Below are 17,914 nucleotides of genomic sequence, written 5' to 3'. Positions count from 1 at the left end.
ATCTTATTTCTCAATAATCATTGTAACGCCTTGTCCGCCAGCCGCACATATCGAGACAAAACCTCTTCCGGATCCTTTTTCGTTTAGTAATTTGGCCATAACGCCAATAATTCTTCCTCCGGTTGCAGCAAATGGATGCGCTGCCGCCAAACTGCTTCCTTTTACGTTTAGTTTATTGCGATCTATTGCGCCAAGTGGCTTTTTAAGACCTATTTCTGCGCTAAGTTCAGGACTTTCCCAAATTTTTAAAGTGGTTAAAACCTGTGCAGCAAAAGCTTCGTGAATTTCATAATAATCAAAATCCTGAAGATTTAATCCTGCTTTTTCCAGCATTCGCGAAGCAGCAAATAATGGCGCTAATAATAAATTCTGCTGCTTTTTGACATACTCTATAGCAGCAATTTCTGCAAAAGTGATGTACGCTAAAATAGGTAAACCTTGTTCTTTTGCCCATTCTTCGCTCGCTAAAAGTATGCACGAAGCGCCATCTGTAAGAGGTGTAGAATTTCCTGCTGTTAAAGTTCCGTTTGTTTTATCGAATGCAGGTTTAAGAGTCGCTAATTTTTCTATCGTGCTGTCTTTACGTAGATTATTATCTTTTTCAAGTCCGTTAAAAGGTGTAATCATATCGTCAAAAAAGCCTTCATCGTAGGCTTTTGCCATATTTAAATGACTTCTTAATGCCAATTGATCTTGTTCTTCTCTTGATATTTTATAATATTTTGCTGTGATTTCGGTATGTCCGCCCATCGAAAGTCCGGTTTGCGATTCTTCATTACGAGGAACAAGCGGCGAAAGGTCTTTTGGTCTAATTTTTAGAAACAACTTCAATTTTTCGCCAAAAGACTTTGCTTTTCTGGCGCCTAATAAAATTTTTCTCAAATTTTCGCTTACTGCAATCGGCATATCGCTTATAGAATCTACACCGCCTGCAATGCCGCAATCTATTTGTCCGAGTGCAATTTTGTTGGCAATATAAACAGCACTTTCAATTCCGGTATCGCAGGCTTGCTGTAAATCGCAGGCGGGAGTTGCGGGATCAAGAGCAGTTTTCATTACGCATTCTCTAATCAGGTTATTGTCGTAAGTATGTTTGATAACTGCACCTCCGGCAACTTCGCCAAGAAGTTTTCCTTGCAATTTGTATTTTTCAACAAGACCATTTAGTGCAGCCGTCATCATTTGCTGGTTTCCTACATCAGAATATGCGGTGTTTGCCCTCGCAAACGGAATTCGGTTATAGCCAACGATCGCGACTTTTCTGGTGGTATTTGTTGTGTTCATACTTTTTTGGGATTTGTTTCTATAAAATTAATTAAAAATTGAGAATTAAAAATTAAATTTTTGTAACGTTTTTTAGACACGTTCCTGCAAGGTTTCCAAAACCTTGTAGGTTTCTAATATCTACTCTTTTTCTTAACCAAACTTATTTATACCTACAAGGTTTTGGAAACCTTGCAGGAAGCGGATATTGTTATGGAGTTTCTTGCGTGTTCTTCTCCCGCAGCCTCGGGATCGCTCAGAATGACAAAAACGAACAAAACAATTCGTGTTGATTCGTGAAATTCGTGGCAAAAAATCTCAACATTGGAATTTGGATTTTAAAAATTTGGAATTTAAATTTTAACGATTAGCACTAACATAATCAGAAGGCGACATACTAAAATGCTTCTGGAAATTACGTCCAAAACTCGTCTGAGATTTATAACCCACCATTTCTGCGATTTCGTACATTTTATAATTTTCGTTTAATAATAATTCTGCGGCGCGTTTTAGGCGGACAATATTTATCAATTCGTTCGGACTTAAATTCGTAATGTCTTTAATTTTTCTATATAAAGTCGATCGGCTCATGTTCATGATTTCGGCCAGTGATTCTACGCTTAAATCCTGATCTGTAATGTTTTTAAGAATTTCATCGTCCAGCTTTTTCAGGAACTTTTCGTCGGTTTTGTTGTGTGCTATGCTTTTAATGTGAGACAAAGGCGAACTCGCATAATAATTCATAATCTGTTTTCTGTTTTCGATTAGATTATTGGCCTGAACTTTAAGATAATCCATAGAGAAAGGTTTTGCTACATACGCATCTGCGCCAACTTCCAGGCCGTCAATTTGGGATTTCAATGAGCTTTTTGCCGTTAATAAAATCACCGGAATATGACTGGTTTCTAAGTTGGTTTTAATGGTTTTGCAAAGTGTAATCCCATCCATAACGGGCATTTGAATATCACTTATTACAAGCTGAATATTTTCGTTATGAATGATTTTTAAAGCACTTTCGCCATTTTCGGCTTTTAAAACAATATAGTTAGAAGCCAGTTCCGAAATAATAAAACTCAAAAGATCTTCATTATCTTCTACGACTAAAATCTGTGCTTTTTCATTTTTAATTTCAATTGAAGCTTTTTCAATTTCTTTTTCGGTTTGTTCTTTTTCAGATTCATTATAAAACATAAATTCTTCTTCCTGATGCAGCGGAACAGTCAATTCAAAAACATTAAAAGCAGCATCAGAAACCAATTGCAAACTTCCGTTATGCAGTTGTGTAAGCGAATGCGCCAGCGAAAGTCCGATTCCGGTTCCGGAAGTTGTATTCATATCCACTCTAAAAAACGGCTCAAAAATTTTATCTTTCAAATGAAACGGAATCAGATTTCCATCATTTTTCACGATAATCGTCAGCTTTTTTTCATCTCTAAACAAAGAAATCGAAACTTTGTCCTTGGAGTATTTTATGGCGTTTCCGATCAAATTACTCAGGATTTTCTTGAAAGCTTCTTTATCCACAAAAGCAAAAATGTCTTTTTCGCCCAGTTCCAGTTCAAATTCAATACCTCTTTCTTCAATAAGCTGGCTGAATCTTAGATGTAAATTTCGAACCTGAGACGAAATATTGGCTTCGACGAAAGTCAATTTCAAACCGCCGATTTCAGATTTTCTAAAATCTAATAATTCATTCACCAATTTTAATAATCGCGACGTATTTTTCTTCATTATAGAAAGATTCTGAGGTACTTCCGGCGCTGGATGTTCCATAACCAAAAGTTTTTCCAAAGGCCCTTTTATCAACGTCAATGGTGTTCTGATTTCGTGTGCTACATTCGTAAAAAAATCAATTTTAGCCTGATAGATTTCTTTTTCTTTTTCGTCGTTCAGGTGTTTTATTTTGCGGTTATTTTTAATCTGAGTTAGATTTTGAGAATAACGAATTACATAATAAAAACCGCCGCAGATTAATAGAAAATACAAAAAGTACGCGTAAGAACTCGCATAAAATGGCGGTAATATTTTGATTTTCAGTTTTACTTCTTTACTCCAAACGCCAAAACTGTTCAAGGCTTTTACTTTAAAAACATAATCGCCAGGCGCCAGTTCTGTAAAGAAAACTTTGTTGTTGCGTTCCAGATAAACCCAGTCTTTGTTTACGTCTTCGAGCTTGTACCAATATTCTGTAAGTTCGGGCGCGGTAAAGTTTAAAGAAGCAAACTCAAGATTAAAAGAAGATTGATTATTGTTTAATTCTAATTCTGAAATATGCGAAATGGACTGTTTTATTGGAGAATTATTTTCGTCTGCAACAATATCTTTATTGTTAATCTGAAGATTGGTAATAAAAATAGAAGGCGTGTATTTATTCTTCGTAAAATGCTTCGGATTAAAACTAATCATTCCGTTTAGATTTCCAAAATACATATCGCCGTTGGCATCTTTAAACGCCGAACTATAATTAAACTGATCGCTCAAAAGTCCGTTTGCAGTTGTAAAAATTTTAATGGTTTTATGATCCGGACTAAATTTTACCAAACCCTTAGAAGTTGTCATCCATAAATTCTGGGAATCATCTTCTAAAATGGAATACACAACATTGCTCGGCAATCCATTTTTGGTGGTGAATTTAGTAAAAGTCCTGTTTTTTGGGTTGAATAAATTCAGTCCGTTTTCTGTGGCAATCCAAAGATTTTTTCGACTGTCTTCAAATAAAGAATTGATAGAATTATTGCTGATTCCGTTTGGGTTTTTATAGTCATACGTAAAAACTTCGCGTTTCCTAGTTTTCGGATTGTAAAAAAACAAACCGTCTCTGTAACTTCCTGCCCAGTAATTACCGCTGTAATCTTCTTTAAAATAAGTGAAATGTGCCGTTTCCGGAAACATTTTCAGGATTTCAAAATTGTCTTTTTCTTCATTATAATGGTACAAGCCAAAAGTTGTAATTACAACCAGGCTTTTGTTTTTCATTTCATAAAAAGAAAAAATAAAATTACTGTGCAAACCTGTCGCCGGATCGTTGGCGCTGTAATGCTTGAGAACGCGACCCGAATTTCGATCTAAAACATCCAAACCATGCTCAAAAGTTCCCACCCAGATTTTGTCTTTTCGCGGCAGCAAAGCATGAATGTTATAATAGGAAACCGGATAAGAAGTAAATTTTTGGGTTTTAGGGTTAAAACGGTTTACGCCGGCATCTTCTGTACCAATCCATAAATCGCCTTGATCGTCTTTATGTATTTCTCTTACAGCGCTTCCGCTGATAGAATTCTGATTTTTCTGCGGAAAGTATTTCTTAAATTGGGTGTATTGTTTTTGGTGGTAATTGATTCCGCCAAAATAAGTTCCAATCCAGATTCCGTTTTCCTTATCAATGGTAATAGAGTAGGCTGCGTTGTCTGAAATCGCATACGGATCGTTGTAATTTTTTTTGAGATTTACGGCTGTTTTAGTTTGTAGATTATAAACATAAACCCCAGATTCGCAGGCAATCCACAATTCATTATTTCCTCTTTTTTTAAACTGACGAACAAAAACAGGCTCTTTGGTATCAAACTTTAATTCGGTTGTGGTTTTGTTTTTTCGGTTGTAAACCAAAACGCCCTGATCTTGTGTGCCTATCAAAATATTTTCTTTGTCTAAAGCATAAATTATAGTAATTCTAAAATTAGCTTTACTGGCTGGCGGATTTAATGTTATACTTTCAAAAGACAGATTTTCTTCAGAATAATGATAAATTTTATTTAAAGATGAAGCCCAGATTTCGCCTTTGTAATCTCTGGTTATTGATGTTGTGGCAAAATATTTATTGGGATTAAAGGTTTTAGTTTCCTTTTTTACGGTCGAATATTTATACAGTATATTTCCTGATACAAACCAGATATTGCCTTTATTATCGTGGTTAATATCATTGATTCTGTCGTTTATGGCTTCGTTTAAAACCGTAAATCGATCTGTTTTTTTATCGTATTGATACAAACCTTTGTCTGTTCCTACCCAAATTACACCTTTATATTCGTGCATCGTTTGTATGTAGTTGCTTCCCAGACTGTGAATCGGGTCAGATTGGCTTCTGTAAGTTTTAAATCGATAACCATCGAATCGGTTTAAGCCGTCTTTTGTACCAAACCACATAAAACCGTCTTCGTCCTGCAATGATGTAATTACGGTATTGTTTGAAAGTCCGTCTTCGACCTGAAAATGTTTGAAATAATATTCTTGTGCATTCGAAAAAAAAGTCGAAAAAAGAGCGGTATATAAAAAAAGAAAGAATTTACGCATTGTTATGTTTTTTAGGCTTAAATAGCTGTTTCTGCAAATCGTGTCAATGTTCTACAAAATGTTGCAGAAGAATGAAATTGGGCTGTTTTTAATACAATTTGAATCATTTGAGAGAGATATTGACACAAATGAAGCATTTTATTTTGAATAAAAAGCGCCTACTTTGAATTTTCAAATAAATGATATTGATAATTTTTTAAGGTTAAAAATATACTATCAATAAAATTAAGATTGAAAAACTAAACCATTACTAATTTTGAAACAAAATGAACAATTTATTAAAAAAGAATAGTACTACTATCTTTTTTGTTCGAAAACCGGACGATTAAAAAGGTACTATTTATTAAACCAAACCACAAAAGAAATAACTATCTAAAATGCAAAATCAATGAAAACAAAGTTCAATCAAATTACAAAGAGATATTACCTCTTGTTTTTCTTTAGTTTATTACTGCAGACCTCATTTGCCCAGCAGCAAATCACGGTTACCGGAACCGTAACCGGCGCAACGGGAGAACCAATTCCGTTTGCAAATGTTCTTATTAAAAATACACAGCAAGGTGTTGCAACCGATTTTGACGGAAAATATACTATTGCCGCCAATGGAAATCAAACGTTAGTTTTTAGCTCGCAGGGCTATAAAACGACGGAAATTGCAATCAACAATCGAACTTCTATAAATGTTTCATTAGCAGAAGATGCAATGAAATTAGACGAAATCGTAGTTGTTGGTTACGGATCGCAACAGAAAAAAGATTTAACGGGAGCTGTTTCTTTAGTAAAAGCAGACGAAATCCAGAAAAGACAAGTTACGACTGTTGCCGACGGACTTCAGGGTCTTGTTACGGGTGTAAAAGTTCGTGGAGGCGGACGTCCGGGACAAGAAGCTAATATCGAGATTCGTGGTCTTAAGAATCTTCAAAACACAAATCCGCTTTATGTTATAGACGGATTGGTTACTTCTGGAAACAGGGATTTTAACCCAAATGATATCGAATCGATTCAGGTTTTAAAAGATGCATCTGCAGCAGCAATTTACGGATCCAGAGCGGCGAACGGAGTAATTATCATTACAACCAAAAAAGGTAAAAAAGGCCCGCTTAAGGTTGAAGTTTCTGCAAAAAGCAGTTTTACGGTTATGCCTCGTTATGATTTGATGGGAACCGAAGAGTTTGCCAAATTGAATAATATGGCGTACGACAATGCCGGATTTACAAGACAAAACCTGAATATGGCGGTTGATACAGACTGGCAGGATGCTGTTTTTAAAACAGGAATGATTCAGGATTATAACGCCAGTGTTTCGGGAGGAGGAGATAATTCATCTTTCTTTATGTCTGGAAATTATTTTGGAAATGAAGGTACCGTTATCGGAACTGATTTTGACAGAATTTCGTTTCGTGTAAATTCAAGCGGTTCAAAAGGAATTTTTAGTATTGGAGAAAACTTAGCAATCAGTAATTCTAAAACAGATGAAATGTCTGGAAATCCAATTATTGATGTTTACAGAATGACACCTACAATTCCGCTTTACGATCCTTCTAATCCGGGCGGATACGGTTACGGAAAACAAGGTGTTGCAGATACTTTTGGAACAAACCCTTTGGCTTTGGCTGATTTTTCTAACGTAACAAACGAAAACTTTAGAATTAGAGGAAATATCTGGTCGGAATTAAAATTTGCGCCTTGGTTGAAATACCGTTTCAATTTTGGATATGAAACTAGTTTTGATTCTTATAAATTCATGAGAAAGGTTGGAAACTGGTCATTAAACCAACCGATTGATCCATCTCAAACGGATCAAAATAAAGGAAGATCAGAAACAACATTATTTGAAAATACACTGACTTTCAAAAAACAATTTGGCAAACATGATTTAACCGTTTTAGTAGGTCAGACTTTCCAGAAAGATACTTACAACCAAATTTATGGAACAAAGAGAAATCTTCCGATGAATTCTGGAACTGGGCAGTATTATGAGGTTTTAAATCAAGGAGATTCGCCAGTTGTTGGCGGTTTTATAAACGAAGCAGCTTTAGCGTCTTATTTAGGAAGATTAGAGTACAATTATGATAATCGTTATTTGTTTAATGCAGTAATCAGACGTGATGGTTCATCAAGATTCAGCGAAGGGAATCAATGGGGAAATTTCCCATCACTTTCTGTGGGATGGAGAATAAGCAACGAATCGTTTTTTAAATCAGAATTTATTAAAGATTTAAAATTAAGAGCGAGTTACGGAGAATTAGGTTCTGGAAACATCAGAGAATATGAATCCAGAAGTTTCGTGAATAATTTTGGACAAATCGTATTAGGTAAAGATCAAACTTTATATCCTTCTGCCTCTCAGGTAAAATTGTCAAATTCACAATTGCGTTGGGAGAAATTAAAACAAACCAATCTAGGTTTAGATTTAGGAGTTTTAAATAATGATTTGCGTCTTACGGCAGATTATTTTATTGCCCGTACAGAAGATGTATTATTTGGTTTCCCAATTTTATTAACGACAGGAAACGATGGCGGAAATCCGATTTCTAACGCTGCAACTGTAGAAAATAAAGGTTTTGAATTGGAATTGGCTTACAGCAAAAAAATCAATGATTTCTCTTTTAATGCTTCTGTAAACTTTACTAAAGTAAACAACAAGTTGGTTTCTTTAGGTAACGGCCAAAATGAAAGTATTATTGGAAACACCATCACCCGCAGCGGCAACCCGGTAGGAATGTGGTATGTTTTAGAAACGGATGGATTATTCCAAAACCAACAGGAAATTAACAACTACAAAAATGCAAACGGACAAGTTATTATGCCAAATGCAGTTCCTGGAGATATTCGTTTTAAAGATAATAACGGAGACGGACAAATTACTAATGCAGACAAAGCTGTTGTTGGAAGTCCGTGGCCAGAATTTGAAATGGGATTAAACGCCGGAGCAGAATACAAAGGTTTTGATTTTTCTATGAACTGGATTGCTTCTCATGGTGCGACTGTTTATGACGGATTTAGAAGTGTTGTGGATCGTTTTGATGACAACAGTAACTACAGAACAGGAATTCAGCCTTGGACACCAGAAAATCCAAATACCGATTTTCCTAGAATTACAAAAGGTTCAACATTAAACTCAAGAGGAGACAGCGATCGTTTCTTAGAAAACGGTGATTTTATCCGCCTAAAATACATTGGTTTTGGATATAATCTTCCAGACAGCGTATTAAAAAATTCAGGTATTTCGAGAGCAAGATTAAGCTTATCGGCACAAAATATTATTACCATTACTAAATACCAAGGTTTAGATCCTGAGTTTAGCAATACCGGCGATAATAGAATTTTTGAACGAGGTGTTGATAATGGTTCTTTCCCGAATCTTAAGACGTATTCTTTTGGTGTAGAATTTAGCTTTTAATTAAAAAAACAGCATAATGAAAAAAATAATCATAATAACAGCAGCTTTTCTAGGCTTGGTTTTTACAGCTTGTGAAAGCGAATTAGACCTGGACAGCCCAAATGATATAACAGTAGATCAATATTGGAAAACAGAAAGTGATGCACAAGCCGGTGTAAATTCTATTTATGCCATGTTTTATAAAGATGGTTTATGGGCAAGATGGATGTATTTCCGTTTAGATTTAACTTCTGATGAAGGATACAGCGTAAGCCCGTGGACAGAATTGGCAGACTGGACCAGATTTAATTACATCAATTATAATTTCTGGGAAGGAAATGCCGTAACGTGGAGAGATACTTACAAAGCTATTTTTAGATGTAATCAGGTTTTAGCAAATGTTCCGACTATTACATTTCAAAATGAACAAACTAAAAAGCAAATCATCGCGCAGGCGAAGTTTTTAAGAGCTTTAAACTATTATTATGCAGCTGTAATTTGGGAAGATATTCCGTTGGTTTTAGATCCTTCTACACCAGCAGATTTACCACAGCAAAAAAAGGTAACAGAAATCTGGGCTCAAATCGAAAAAGATTTAAATGAAGCGTACGAAGATTTACCAAGCAGCTGGCCATCTTCTGAGACTGGGCGACCAGACAAAGGTGCCGCAAAAGCTTTTCTTGCCAAAACCTACATGCAGCAACACAAATGGCCAGAAGCAAAAACAGCTCTTGAATATTTAATTTCCGGAGCAGGAGCTAAATATTCTTTGGTTGCTAATTACAGAGACAACTTTACAGATGTAAATGAAAACAACAGCGAATCTGTTTTTGAAATTCAATTTGGAGATCAAAGAAAAGGCGGAACAGACGAAGCACAAAATGCAGCAGTTTCCAGCAACCGCAGTCAGTTTTTTGCACCAAGAGGAATTGGATGGTCTGACGGACAAGCACGTATCTGGTTGGTAAATGCCTTTAAACAAGAAAAAAATAAAGACGGAAATCTGGATACACGTTTAAGATGGACTTTATTTTATCCACAACTATTGGCCGATTTTGGAGACAAAACTTACGATAGAAACTGGGAATGGAACAACGACGATGCTTGGTTTAGAAAAGGAAGCCGTGATTATTACAGAAATAACGAAGATTATTACAATCAGGTAAACTACAGATTGGTTCGTTACGGAGATATTTTATTACGCTACGCCGAAGTTTTAAACGAAACAGGAAATACAGCTGCTGCGTACCAATATGTTGATTTAGTGAGAGCCCGTGTTAACATGAATACATTGGCCGTTGCGCATCCTGAAATTGGAAACGATCACGATAAATTTTTAGAGCGTTTAAAAACAGAAAGAGTTTTAGAATTGGCCGGAGAAAGTGTTCGCTGGGAAGATTTGAAACGTTGGGGAGATTTAGATTCTCAGGCATCTGTTGATAAAATTTCGTTACGTGATCCGGATTTTAAAAATTTCAAAGTGGGGAAAAATCAGAGAATGCCAATTCCGCAAGTTGATGTAGATAATAATCCAAATCTGGAGCAAAACTCAGGATATTAGAAAAATACACTTTGAGTGTAAAATTAAATTGAACACATAGAAACATAGATTTTTTTGTTTCGTTTTGAGAGATTAGAAAAAAGCTCACTTTTCACACATAGTATGCTATGTGTCACATTCTGAGTGAAACGTCTTTTTATAGACAAAGAAAAGCTATGATTCTATGTGTTACAAAATAAACTCAATGGGTAAAAAATATTTGTTAAGGAATCGGAAGACAATTCCGATTCCTTTAATCACCAAAGAACATTTGTTCTAAATCAATATAACCTATAATGAAGAAAGTAAAATTATATCTGACACTTGTGTTAGCAGGGCTTGTATTGCAAAGCTGTAACCAGAAAAAAAGCAATACAGAAGAAACTAAAAGCGAAACAGCTGTAATAGAAAAAAGAGAAATCTGGACCAAAGAACAAGCCAATAAATGGTACGGAGAACAACCGTGGTTAGTCGGCGCCAATTATTACCCAAGTACAGCCATTAACCAATTAGAAATGTGGCAGGAAGATACTTTTGATCCAAAAAGAATAGATCAGGAATTGGGCTGGGCAGAAGGTATCGGCATGAATGTTATGCGCGTTTACTTGCACGATTTACTGCACAAACAAGACGCAGAAGGACTTTACAAGAGAATGGACACCTATTTAGGAATTGCCGATAAGCATCATATAAAAACATTATTTGTATTATTTGATTCTTGTTGGGACCCGTTTCCGGCATTAGGAAAACAGCGTGCGCCAAAACCTCACACCCACAATTCAGGCTGGGTACAAAGTCCGGGGCAGAAAGTTTTGCAGGATTCCACAGAATATCCTCGCTTAGAAAAATATGTAAAAGAAACCGTTTCGCATTTTAAAGATGATAAAAGAATTTTAGGCTGGGACGTTTGGAATGAACCGGATAATATGACGGGACCATCTTACGAAAAAGTAGAAATAAAAAACAAAGTAGATTTGGTTTTACCGCTTCTAAAAAATGTTTTTATCTGGGCAAGAGAAAGCAATCCTTCGCAGCCTTTAACTTCTGGAGTTTGGGTTGGAGATTGGAGCGATGAAGCCAAAATGCAGCCAATGCACAAAATGCAGTTAGAGCAATCTGATGTTATTTCATTTCATAATTACAACACGCCACAGGATTTCGAAAAAGTAATCAAACAATTGCAGCGTTACGGAAAACCAATGATTTGTACCGAATACATGGCAAGACCAAACGGAAGTACGTTTGAAGGTTTCCTTCCGGTTGCCAGAAAATACAATATCGGAATGATTAACTGGGGACTGGTTGACGGAAAAACGCAGACTAAATACGCATGGGACAGCTGGACAAAAACGTACACAGCAGAACCAAAATTATGGTTTCACGAAGTTTTCCACACAGACGGAACACCGTACATAAAAGCTGAAACTGATTTGATTACAAAAATGACTGCTGAGGCGAATAAAAAGAATTAGAGAATGAGTCAATTTGATAATTAGATAATTTTTTTGCCACTCCCGATTGCTATCGGGATTCACAGATTAAACTGATTTTTCACTGATGAATTTGATTTACCATTTTAATTTATAAATGCAATCTGCGGAAATCCGTTTAATCTGTCCCATCAGTGAGCAACACAGGCACAGAGAATAAAAAAATCTTTTTAATCTGTGAATCCCGATAGCAATCGGGAGTGGCAAAAAATTAGTGTAATTCGTGGCAAAAAAACATTTTAATCTTTTATAAAATGAAAAAAATAAAACAACTTTTAGCAATAACAATATTGTTTGCATTTTCTGCGAAAGCGCAGCAACCCGACCCACCGGGGCAGGTAAAAGGAAATGAAAAACCTAAAAACCAAGCCTATCTTTTTGCGCACATGACTCACACAGATTACGGAAGATTATATTATTCTGTAAGTCTTGACGGCTTGCATTGGGAAAATCTAAACAATGGAAAAAGAGTTTTTGAAGATTATAAAGGACATCCCGATATCTGCAAAGGTCCAGACGGAAAATATTACATCGCAGGAAATACAGGAGACGACGCCAAAACAATCAATATTTGGGTTTCGGATGATTTGATTACCTGGAAAAAGCATTCCGATTATATCCCGGATTTAAAAAGTACACCGGATTATTCAAATGCTTTACAGCGAATTGGCGCGCCAAAATTGTATTACGACGAACCATCAGGAAAGTTCATCATGACATGGCACACGCCGCATCTAGAAGGAACAAAAGAAGATGGCGAACGTTATTGGGCAAGTCAGCGAACTTTGTATGTTTTGTCTAAAGATTTAAAAACTTTCGAAGGAAATCCAAAACGTTTGTTTGATTGGGATATGGGAACAATTGATGTTTTTATTCGTAAAGTCGGCGATTCCTACTACGCTGTAATTAAAGACGAAACCTATCCAACTTTGTATTGGACAACCGGAAAAACGATTCGAATTGCCAAATCAAAATCCCTTTTAGGGCCTTATTCTTTGCCCCAACAATCGATAAGTCCAAATTTTAGAGAAGCACCAATGCTGATTCCGTCGCCAGACGATAAAATTTGGTACCTGTATTACGAACAATATCCGGGAGTTTCCTACGGATTATCAATTGCTGATAATCTAAACGGCCCTTGGTTCCAAGCTTCAGGTTACACTTTTTTCTCAGACTGGGACAAATACAGTTTCCCGGAAAAAGTACGCCACGGCTGTATGATTACAATTTCTAAAAATGAATACGACAAGCTGGTGAGTAAATTCGGCTTGACCGTAAAAAAATAAAAACATGAAATTTTTTATCATATAAGTGATATAAGTTCATATTAAGCGGGGTTTGATATAGTACGTAAACTAAAATGAACTTATATCACTTATATGGTTTAAAAAAAAGAAAGCTTACGAGTTTAAATACTCATGAAGATTGGTTAGTTAAGTTAGTTTGCAATTGCCAGACTGTTCTGTGGTAAGACAGTCTGGTAATTTATTAAAGTCGAAGAAAATAATTGCAATGTTTTTTAAACACGCATAAAACATATAGAATGAAGAAAAACGGAATAATATTTTTAGCGCTTTTTGCAGTATGTATTTCTCATGCGCAATGGAAACCTCAGGGTGATAAGATAAAAACAAAATGGGCTTCGGAAGTAAATCCAGCCAAAGTTCTGCCAGAATATCCGCGCCCGATAATGGAAAGAAGCGAATGGAAAAACCTGAATGGTTTGTGGAAATACGCCATTCAGGAAGCAGGAAAAACGGCACCTTCCAAATACGATGGAGAAATTTTGGTTCCGTTTGCCGTAGAATCTAGTTTGTCTGGCGTAATGAAAAATGTAGGCGCAGCAAACGAACTTTGGTACGAAACCAATTTTAATCTAGATGCCAATTGGGACGGAAAAAATATCCTATTGCATTTTGGTGCGGTAGATTGGAAAACAGAAATTTATGTAAATGATATAAAAGTCGGTTCGCATACAGGTGGCTACACGCCGTTTTCATTTGATATTACGCCTTTCATCAAAAAAGGAAATACTCAAAAACTAGTTGTAAAAGTTTGGGATCCGTCTAACGATGGTCCACAGCCAAGAGGAAAACAAGTTAAAAATCCAGAAGGAATCTGGTACACGCCCGTAACAGGAATCTGGCAGACCGTTTGGTTAGAACCGGTAAACGCAAAAAGCATTCAAAATTTAAGAACAACTCCCAATATTGATCAAAATACAATTAGCATAAAAAGTGAAGTTGCCGGAGCAGAAATAGGCGATATAATCGAAGTTTCAGTTTTAGAAAACGGAAAAGAAATTGCAAAAGAAAAAACTGTTATCAGCGAAAGCGCAGACATTATTCTGAATAATCCAAAATTGTGGTCGCCGGAAAGTCCGTTTTTATATCAGACAAAAATTAGTTTGATCAGTAACGGAAAAGTAGTTGATGAGGTAAAAAGTTATTTTGCCATGCGAAAGATTTCATCTAAAAGAGACCAAAATGGCATTATGAGAATGCAGTTGAACAACAAAGATTATTTTCAGTACGGTCCTTTAGACCAAGGCTGGTGGCCAGACGGATTATACACAGCGCCAACTGATGAAGCTTTGAAATATGACATTATCAAAACCAAAGAATTAGGTTTTAATATGATTCGTAAACACGTAAAAGTCGAACCGGAACGCTGGTACACGCATTGCGATCAATTGGGAATTTTGGTTTGGCAGGATATGCCAAGTGGTGACGATCAGCCGATTTGGCAAAACAAAAAATACTTTGACGGAACAGAATTACAGCGTTCTGCAAAATCAGAAGAAATCTACAGAAAAGAATGGAGAGAAATTATGGATCATTTGTATTCGTATCCAAGTATTGTAGTTTGGGTTCCGTTTAACGAAGCCTGGGGACAATTTAAAACGGTCGAAATTACAGAATGGACCAAAAATCACGATCCAAGCCGATTGACGAATTCTTCAAGCGGCGGAAATCATTTCCAAACCGGAGATATTTTAGATTTACACAATTATCCAGGGCCAGAGATGTATTTATATGATGCCAGAAGAGTTACGGTTTTAGGCGAATACGGAGGCATTGGTTTACCGCTCGAAGGACATTTGTGGAGAACTGATAATAATTGGGGCTACATTAAATTCAAAAATGAAAATGAAGTTACCAACGAATATATCAAGTATGCGAATGTTTTAAAAGGTTTTGTAAAATCTGGATTTTCGGCAGCGGTTTACACACAGACCACAGATGTTGAAGGCGAAGTAAATGGTTTTATGACGTACGATAGAAAAGCGGATAAAATGGATTTTAAGAAAGTGAGTAAGATGAATAGAGAAGTTATTGATGCTTTGAATTCAAAATAAATATTTTTTTTTCTCTCGCAGATTTAGCAGATTTAGCAGATTTTTTTAATCGAATTTATCTGCTTGATCTGCAAAATCAGCGGGAAAATTAAACACATAGGTTTTTGGATTGCATAAAAAGAATGCAAAAGAAACTAGTTTCTAACACATAGCTGTGCGTTTTTAGAGTTAAGCAGCTTTGTCAAAGTTTTAAACTTTGACAAAGCTTACCGCACAGCTATGTGTTTTCAAACAAATGAAATGCCTTTTATTGACAAAAGAAAAACTATGTCTCTATGTGTTAAAAAAAAATGCCCAACAATAAAAAATACAAAATGAAAAAATACCTAATTCTTTTACTGTTAACAACAATAAGTTTCGCACAGCAAAAAACATTCTCCAATCCAATTTTGGCTTCGGGCGCAGATCCGTATTCTACGTATTACAAAGGCTATTATTACTACACCAATACTTTAGGAAATCGATTGGTTTTATGGAAAACCAAAGACCTTTCTGATCTTAAAAATGCAGAAAGTAAAGTGATTTGGCAAGCACCAAAAAACACCGCATATTCGGCTGAAATCTGGGCGCCGGAATTTCATATTATTAACGGAAAATGGTATTGCTATTTTGCTGCAGACAATGGCGATAACAACAACCACAGAATGTATGTTTTAGAAAATAAAACTTCAGATCCGTTTAAAGGTAAATGGGATTTTAAAGGAAAAATTGCTGCCAAAACTGATAAATGGGCAATTGACGGAAATGTCTTTGAATACAAAAAACAATTGTACATGATTTGGGCGGGCTGGGAAGGCGATACCAACGGACAGCAAAACATTTACATTGCCAAAATGAAAAATCCGCTGGAAATTGAAGGCGATCGTATTCTGATTTCTTCGCCAACAAACGATTGGGAAACACACGGCGCTTTGCACGACGATGTAAATCCTGCGCAGGTAAATGTAAACGAAGGCCCGCAGTTTCTGGAACATAACGGTAAAATTTTCATTGTTTTCTCGGCAAGCGGATGCTGGACAGATTTCTATGCTTTAGGTTTATTATCGTTTAATGGCTATGATAATTTATTAGGCGCTAAAGCGTGGCAAAAATCAGCTGAACCTATTTTTAAACAATCGGCTGAAAATAAAGTTTATGCGCCAGGACATAATTCATTCTTTAAATCGCCGGACGGAAAAGAAGACTGGATTTTGTATCATGCCAATTCAAATCCGGGAGAAGGCTGTGGCAATAAAAGATCGCCAAGAATGCAAAAAATAAGCTGGGATGCTAACGGATTTCCGGTTTTGGGAGAACCAGTAAGCGAAACCACTAAGCTTGTCATTCCTTCAAAATAATATACTAACTAGAGGAAGATTGCTTCGTTCCTCGCAATGACATAAAAATGAAAAATATTCAAATAGCAGGAGTTTTACTTTTATCACTTTTTCAATTTAATTGTAAAGATAATAAAACTGAAAAAGTTGTTTCAACAGAAACTTCAAAAGAAATAAAAACAGATTCAGTGAAGACTGTTTTAGAAACCAAAAATTTTGATACAATCGTCGACGGTAAAAAAGTCAATTTATATTGGATTGAAAATAAAGGTATAAAAGCCGCTTTCACCAATTACGGCGCAAGATTGGTCGGACTTTGGGTTGCGGATAAAAACGGAAAACAAACCGATGTTGTTGTCGGGATGAACAGCGCAAAAGGTTTCATTAATTCGACAGAACCTTATTTTGGCGCAACAATTGGAAGAGTTGGAAATCGTATTGCAAAAGGGCAGTTTACTTTGGAAGGAAAACAATATCAAGTGCCATTAAATAACGGAAAAAATGCTTTGCACGGAGGCGTAAAAGGTTTTCAGAGTGTAGTTTGGGACGCTTCTAAAACCGATGAACACACTTTGGTTTTGACCTACGTTTCGCCTGACGGTGAGCAAAGTTTTCCGGGAAAATTGAATGTAAAAGTAACCTATACTTTGACAGACAATCAAACTATTAAAATGGAATATGAAGCGACAACGGATAAAACTACGGTTGTAAATTTAACGAATCACGCCTTTTTTAATTTGAATGGAGAAGGAAGCGGGACGATTTTAAATCACAAATTACAGATTTATGGAAATGAATTTACTCCGGTTGATGAAGGTTTGATTCCATCAGGAGAATTAAAATCAGTAAAAAATACACCTTTTGATTTTACTTCAAAACATACCATTGGCGAACGAATTGAAACGAAAGACGAGCAATTGAAATTCGGAAAAGGCTACGATCATAATTATGTTTTAAACGGAACAAAAGAAAACGGACTGAATCACGCAGCAACTATTTCCGGCGATAAATCGGGAATTACGTTAGATATTTATACGCAAGAACCAGGATTGCAATTTTACAGCGGGAATTTTATGCAGTCTAAAAATACTTTTAAATCGGGTGCAAAAGATGATTTTAGAACAGCATTTGCTTTAGAAACACAACATTTTCCAGATGCTCCAAACCAGCCGAAATTTGCACCGATTGTTTTGAAGAAAGGGGAGAAGTATCATACGGTTTCTTTGTATCAGTTCTCTAATTAATTATGATTTATAAGTTATTCGACGCATTTTTTGC

At 36.0% G+C, this 17,914-nt stretch carries 9 protein-coding genes; 7 read left to right on the top strand and 2 right to left on the bottom strand.

Annotated elements, in window-relative coordinates; all coding sequences use genetic code 11:
• Positions 1-3: 3 nt before the first annotated feature.
• Entirely contained in the window at positions 4-1,284 is a 1,281-nt protein-coding gene (locus tag EV144_RS02690) for an acetyl-CoA C-acetyltransferase (RefSeq protein ID WP_134145928.1), read from the bottom strand.
• A 339-nt stretch (positions 1,285-1,623) separates the two neighbouring features.
• The gene (locus EV144_RS02685) at positions 1,624-5,550 is read right to left on the bottom strand and encodes a hybrid sensor histidine kinase/response regulator transcription factor (RefSeq protein WP_134145926.1); all 3,927 of its coding nucleotides are present in this window, start codon (positions 5,548-5,550) and stop codon (positions 1,624-1,626) included.
• A 388-nt stretch (positions 5,551-5,938) separates the two neighbouring features.
• Between EV144_RS02685 and EV144_RS02680 the strand changes: the two genes are divergently transcribed.
• The 7 genes from EV144_RS02680 (at position 5,939) to EV144_RS02650 (ending at position 17,880) form a co-directional block, all read left to right on the top strand.
• Positions 5,939-8,953, top strand: coding sequence for a SusC/RagA family TonB-linked outer membrane protein (locus EV144_RS02680; RefSeq protein ID WP_134145924.1), 3,015 nt, complete (start codon positions 5,939-5,941; stop codon positions 8,951-8,953).
• Positions 8,954-8,969: 16 nt separating this feature from the next.
• The gene (locus tag EV144_RS02675) at positions 8,970-10,493 is read left to right on the top strand and encodes a RagB/SusD family nutrient uptake outer membrane protein (RefSeq protein ID WP_134145922.1); all 1,524 of its coding nucleotides are present in this window, start codon (positions 8,970-8,972) and stop codon (positions 10,491-10,493) included.
• 275 nt (positions 10,494-10,768) lie between these two features.
• The gene (locus EV144_RS02670) at positions 10,769-11,944 is read left to right on the top strand and encodes a cellulase family glycosylhydrolase (RefSeq protein ID WP_134145920.1); all 1,176 of its coding nucleotides are present in this window, start codon (positions 10,769-10,771) and stop codon (positions 11,942-11,944) included.
• Between the two features lie 272 nt (positions 11,945-12,216).
• On the top strand, positions 12,217-13,248 hold the full coding sequence (locus EV144_RS02665) for a glycoside hydrolase family 43 protein (protein WP_134145919.1): 1,032 nt from the start codon (positions 12,217-12,219) through the stop codon (positions 13,246-13,248).
• A 257-nt stretch (positions 13,249-13,505) separates the two neighbouring features.
• Positions 13,506-15,320 carry a glycoside hydrolase family 2 protein gene (locus EV144_RS02660; RefSeq protein ID WP_134145917.1) on the top strand — a complete coding sequence of 605 codons (1,815 nt, stop codon included), beginning with the start codon at positions 13,506-13,508 and terminating at the stop codon, positions 15,318-15,320.
• A 314-nt stretch (positions 15,321-15,634) separates the two neighbouring features.
• Positions 15,635-16,657 (top strand): family 43 glycosylhydrolase, encoded by a 1,023-nt coding sequence (locus tag EV144_RS02655; protein WP_134145915.1) that lies wholly within the window; start codon positions 15,635-15,637, stop codon positions 16,655-16,657.
• 47 nt (positions 16,658-16,704) lie between these two features.
• Positions 16,705-17,880, top strand: a complete 1,176-nt coding sequence (locus EV144_RS02650) for an aldose epimerase family protein (RefSeq protein ID WP_134145913.1) — start codon at positions 16,705-16,707, stop codon at positions 17,878-17,880.
• The last annotated feature ends 34 nt before the right edge of the window (positions 17,881-17,914 follow it).

This window comes from Flavobacterium sp. 270 (genome assembly GCF_004368785.1).
Taxonomy (GTDB): Bacteria; Bacteroidota; Bacteroidia; order Flavobacteriales; family Flavobacteriaceae; genus Flavobacterium.
The sequence above is the reverse complement of the archived record's forward strand: the minus strand, read 5'-3'. Positions and strand labels throughout refer to the sequence as shown.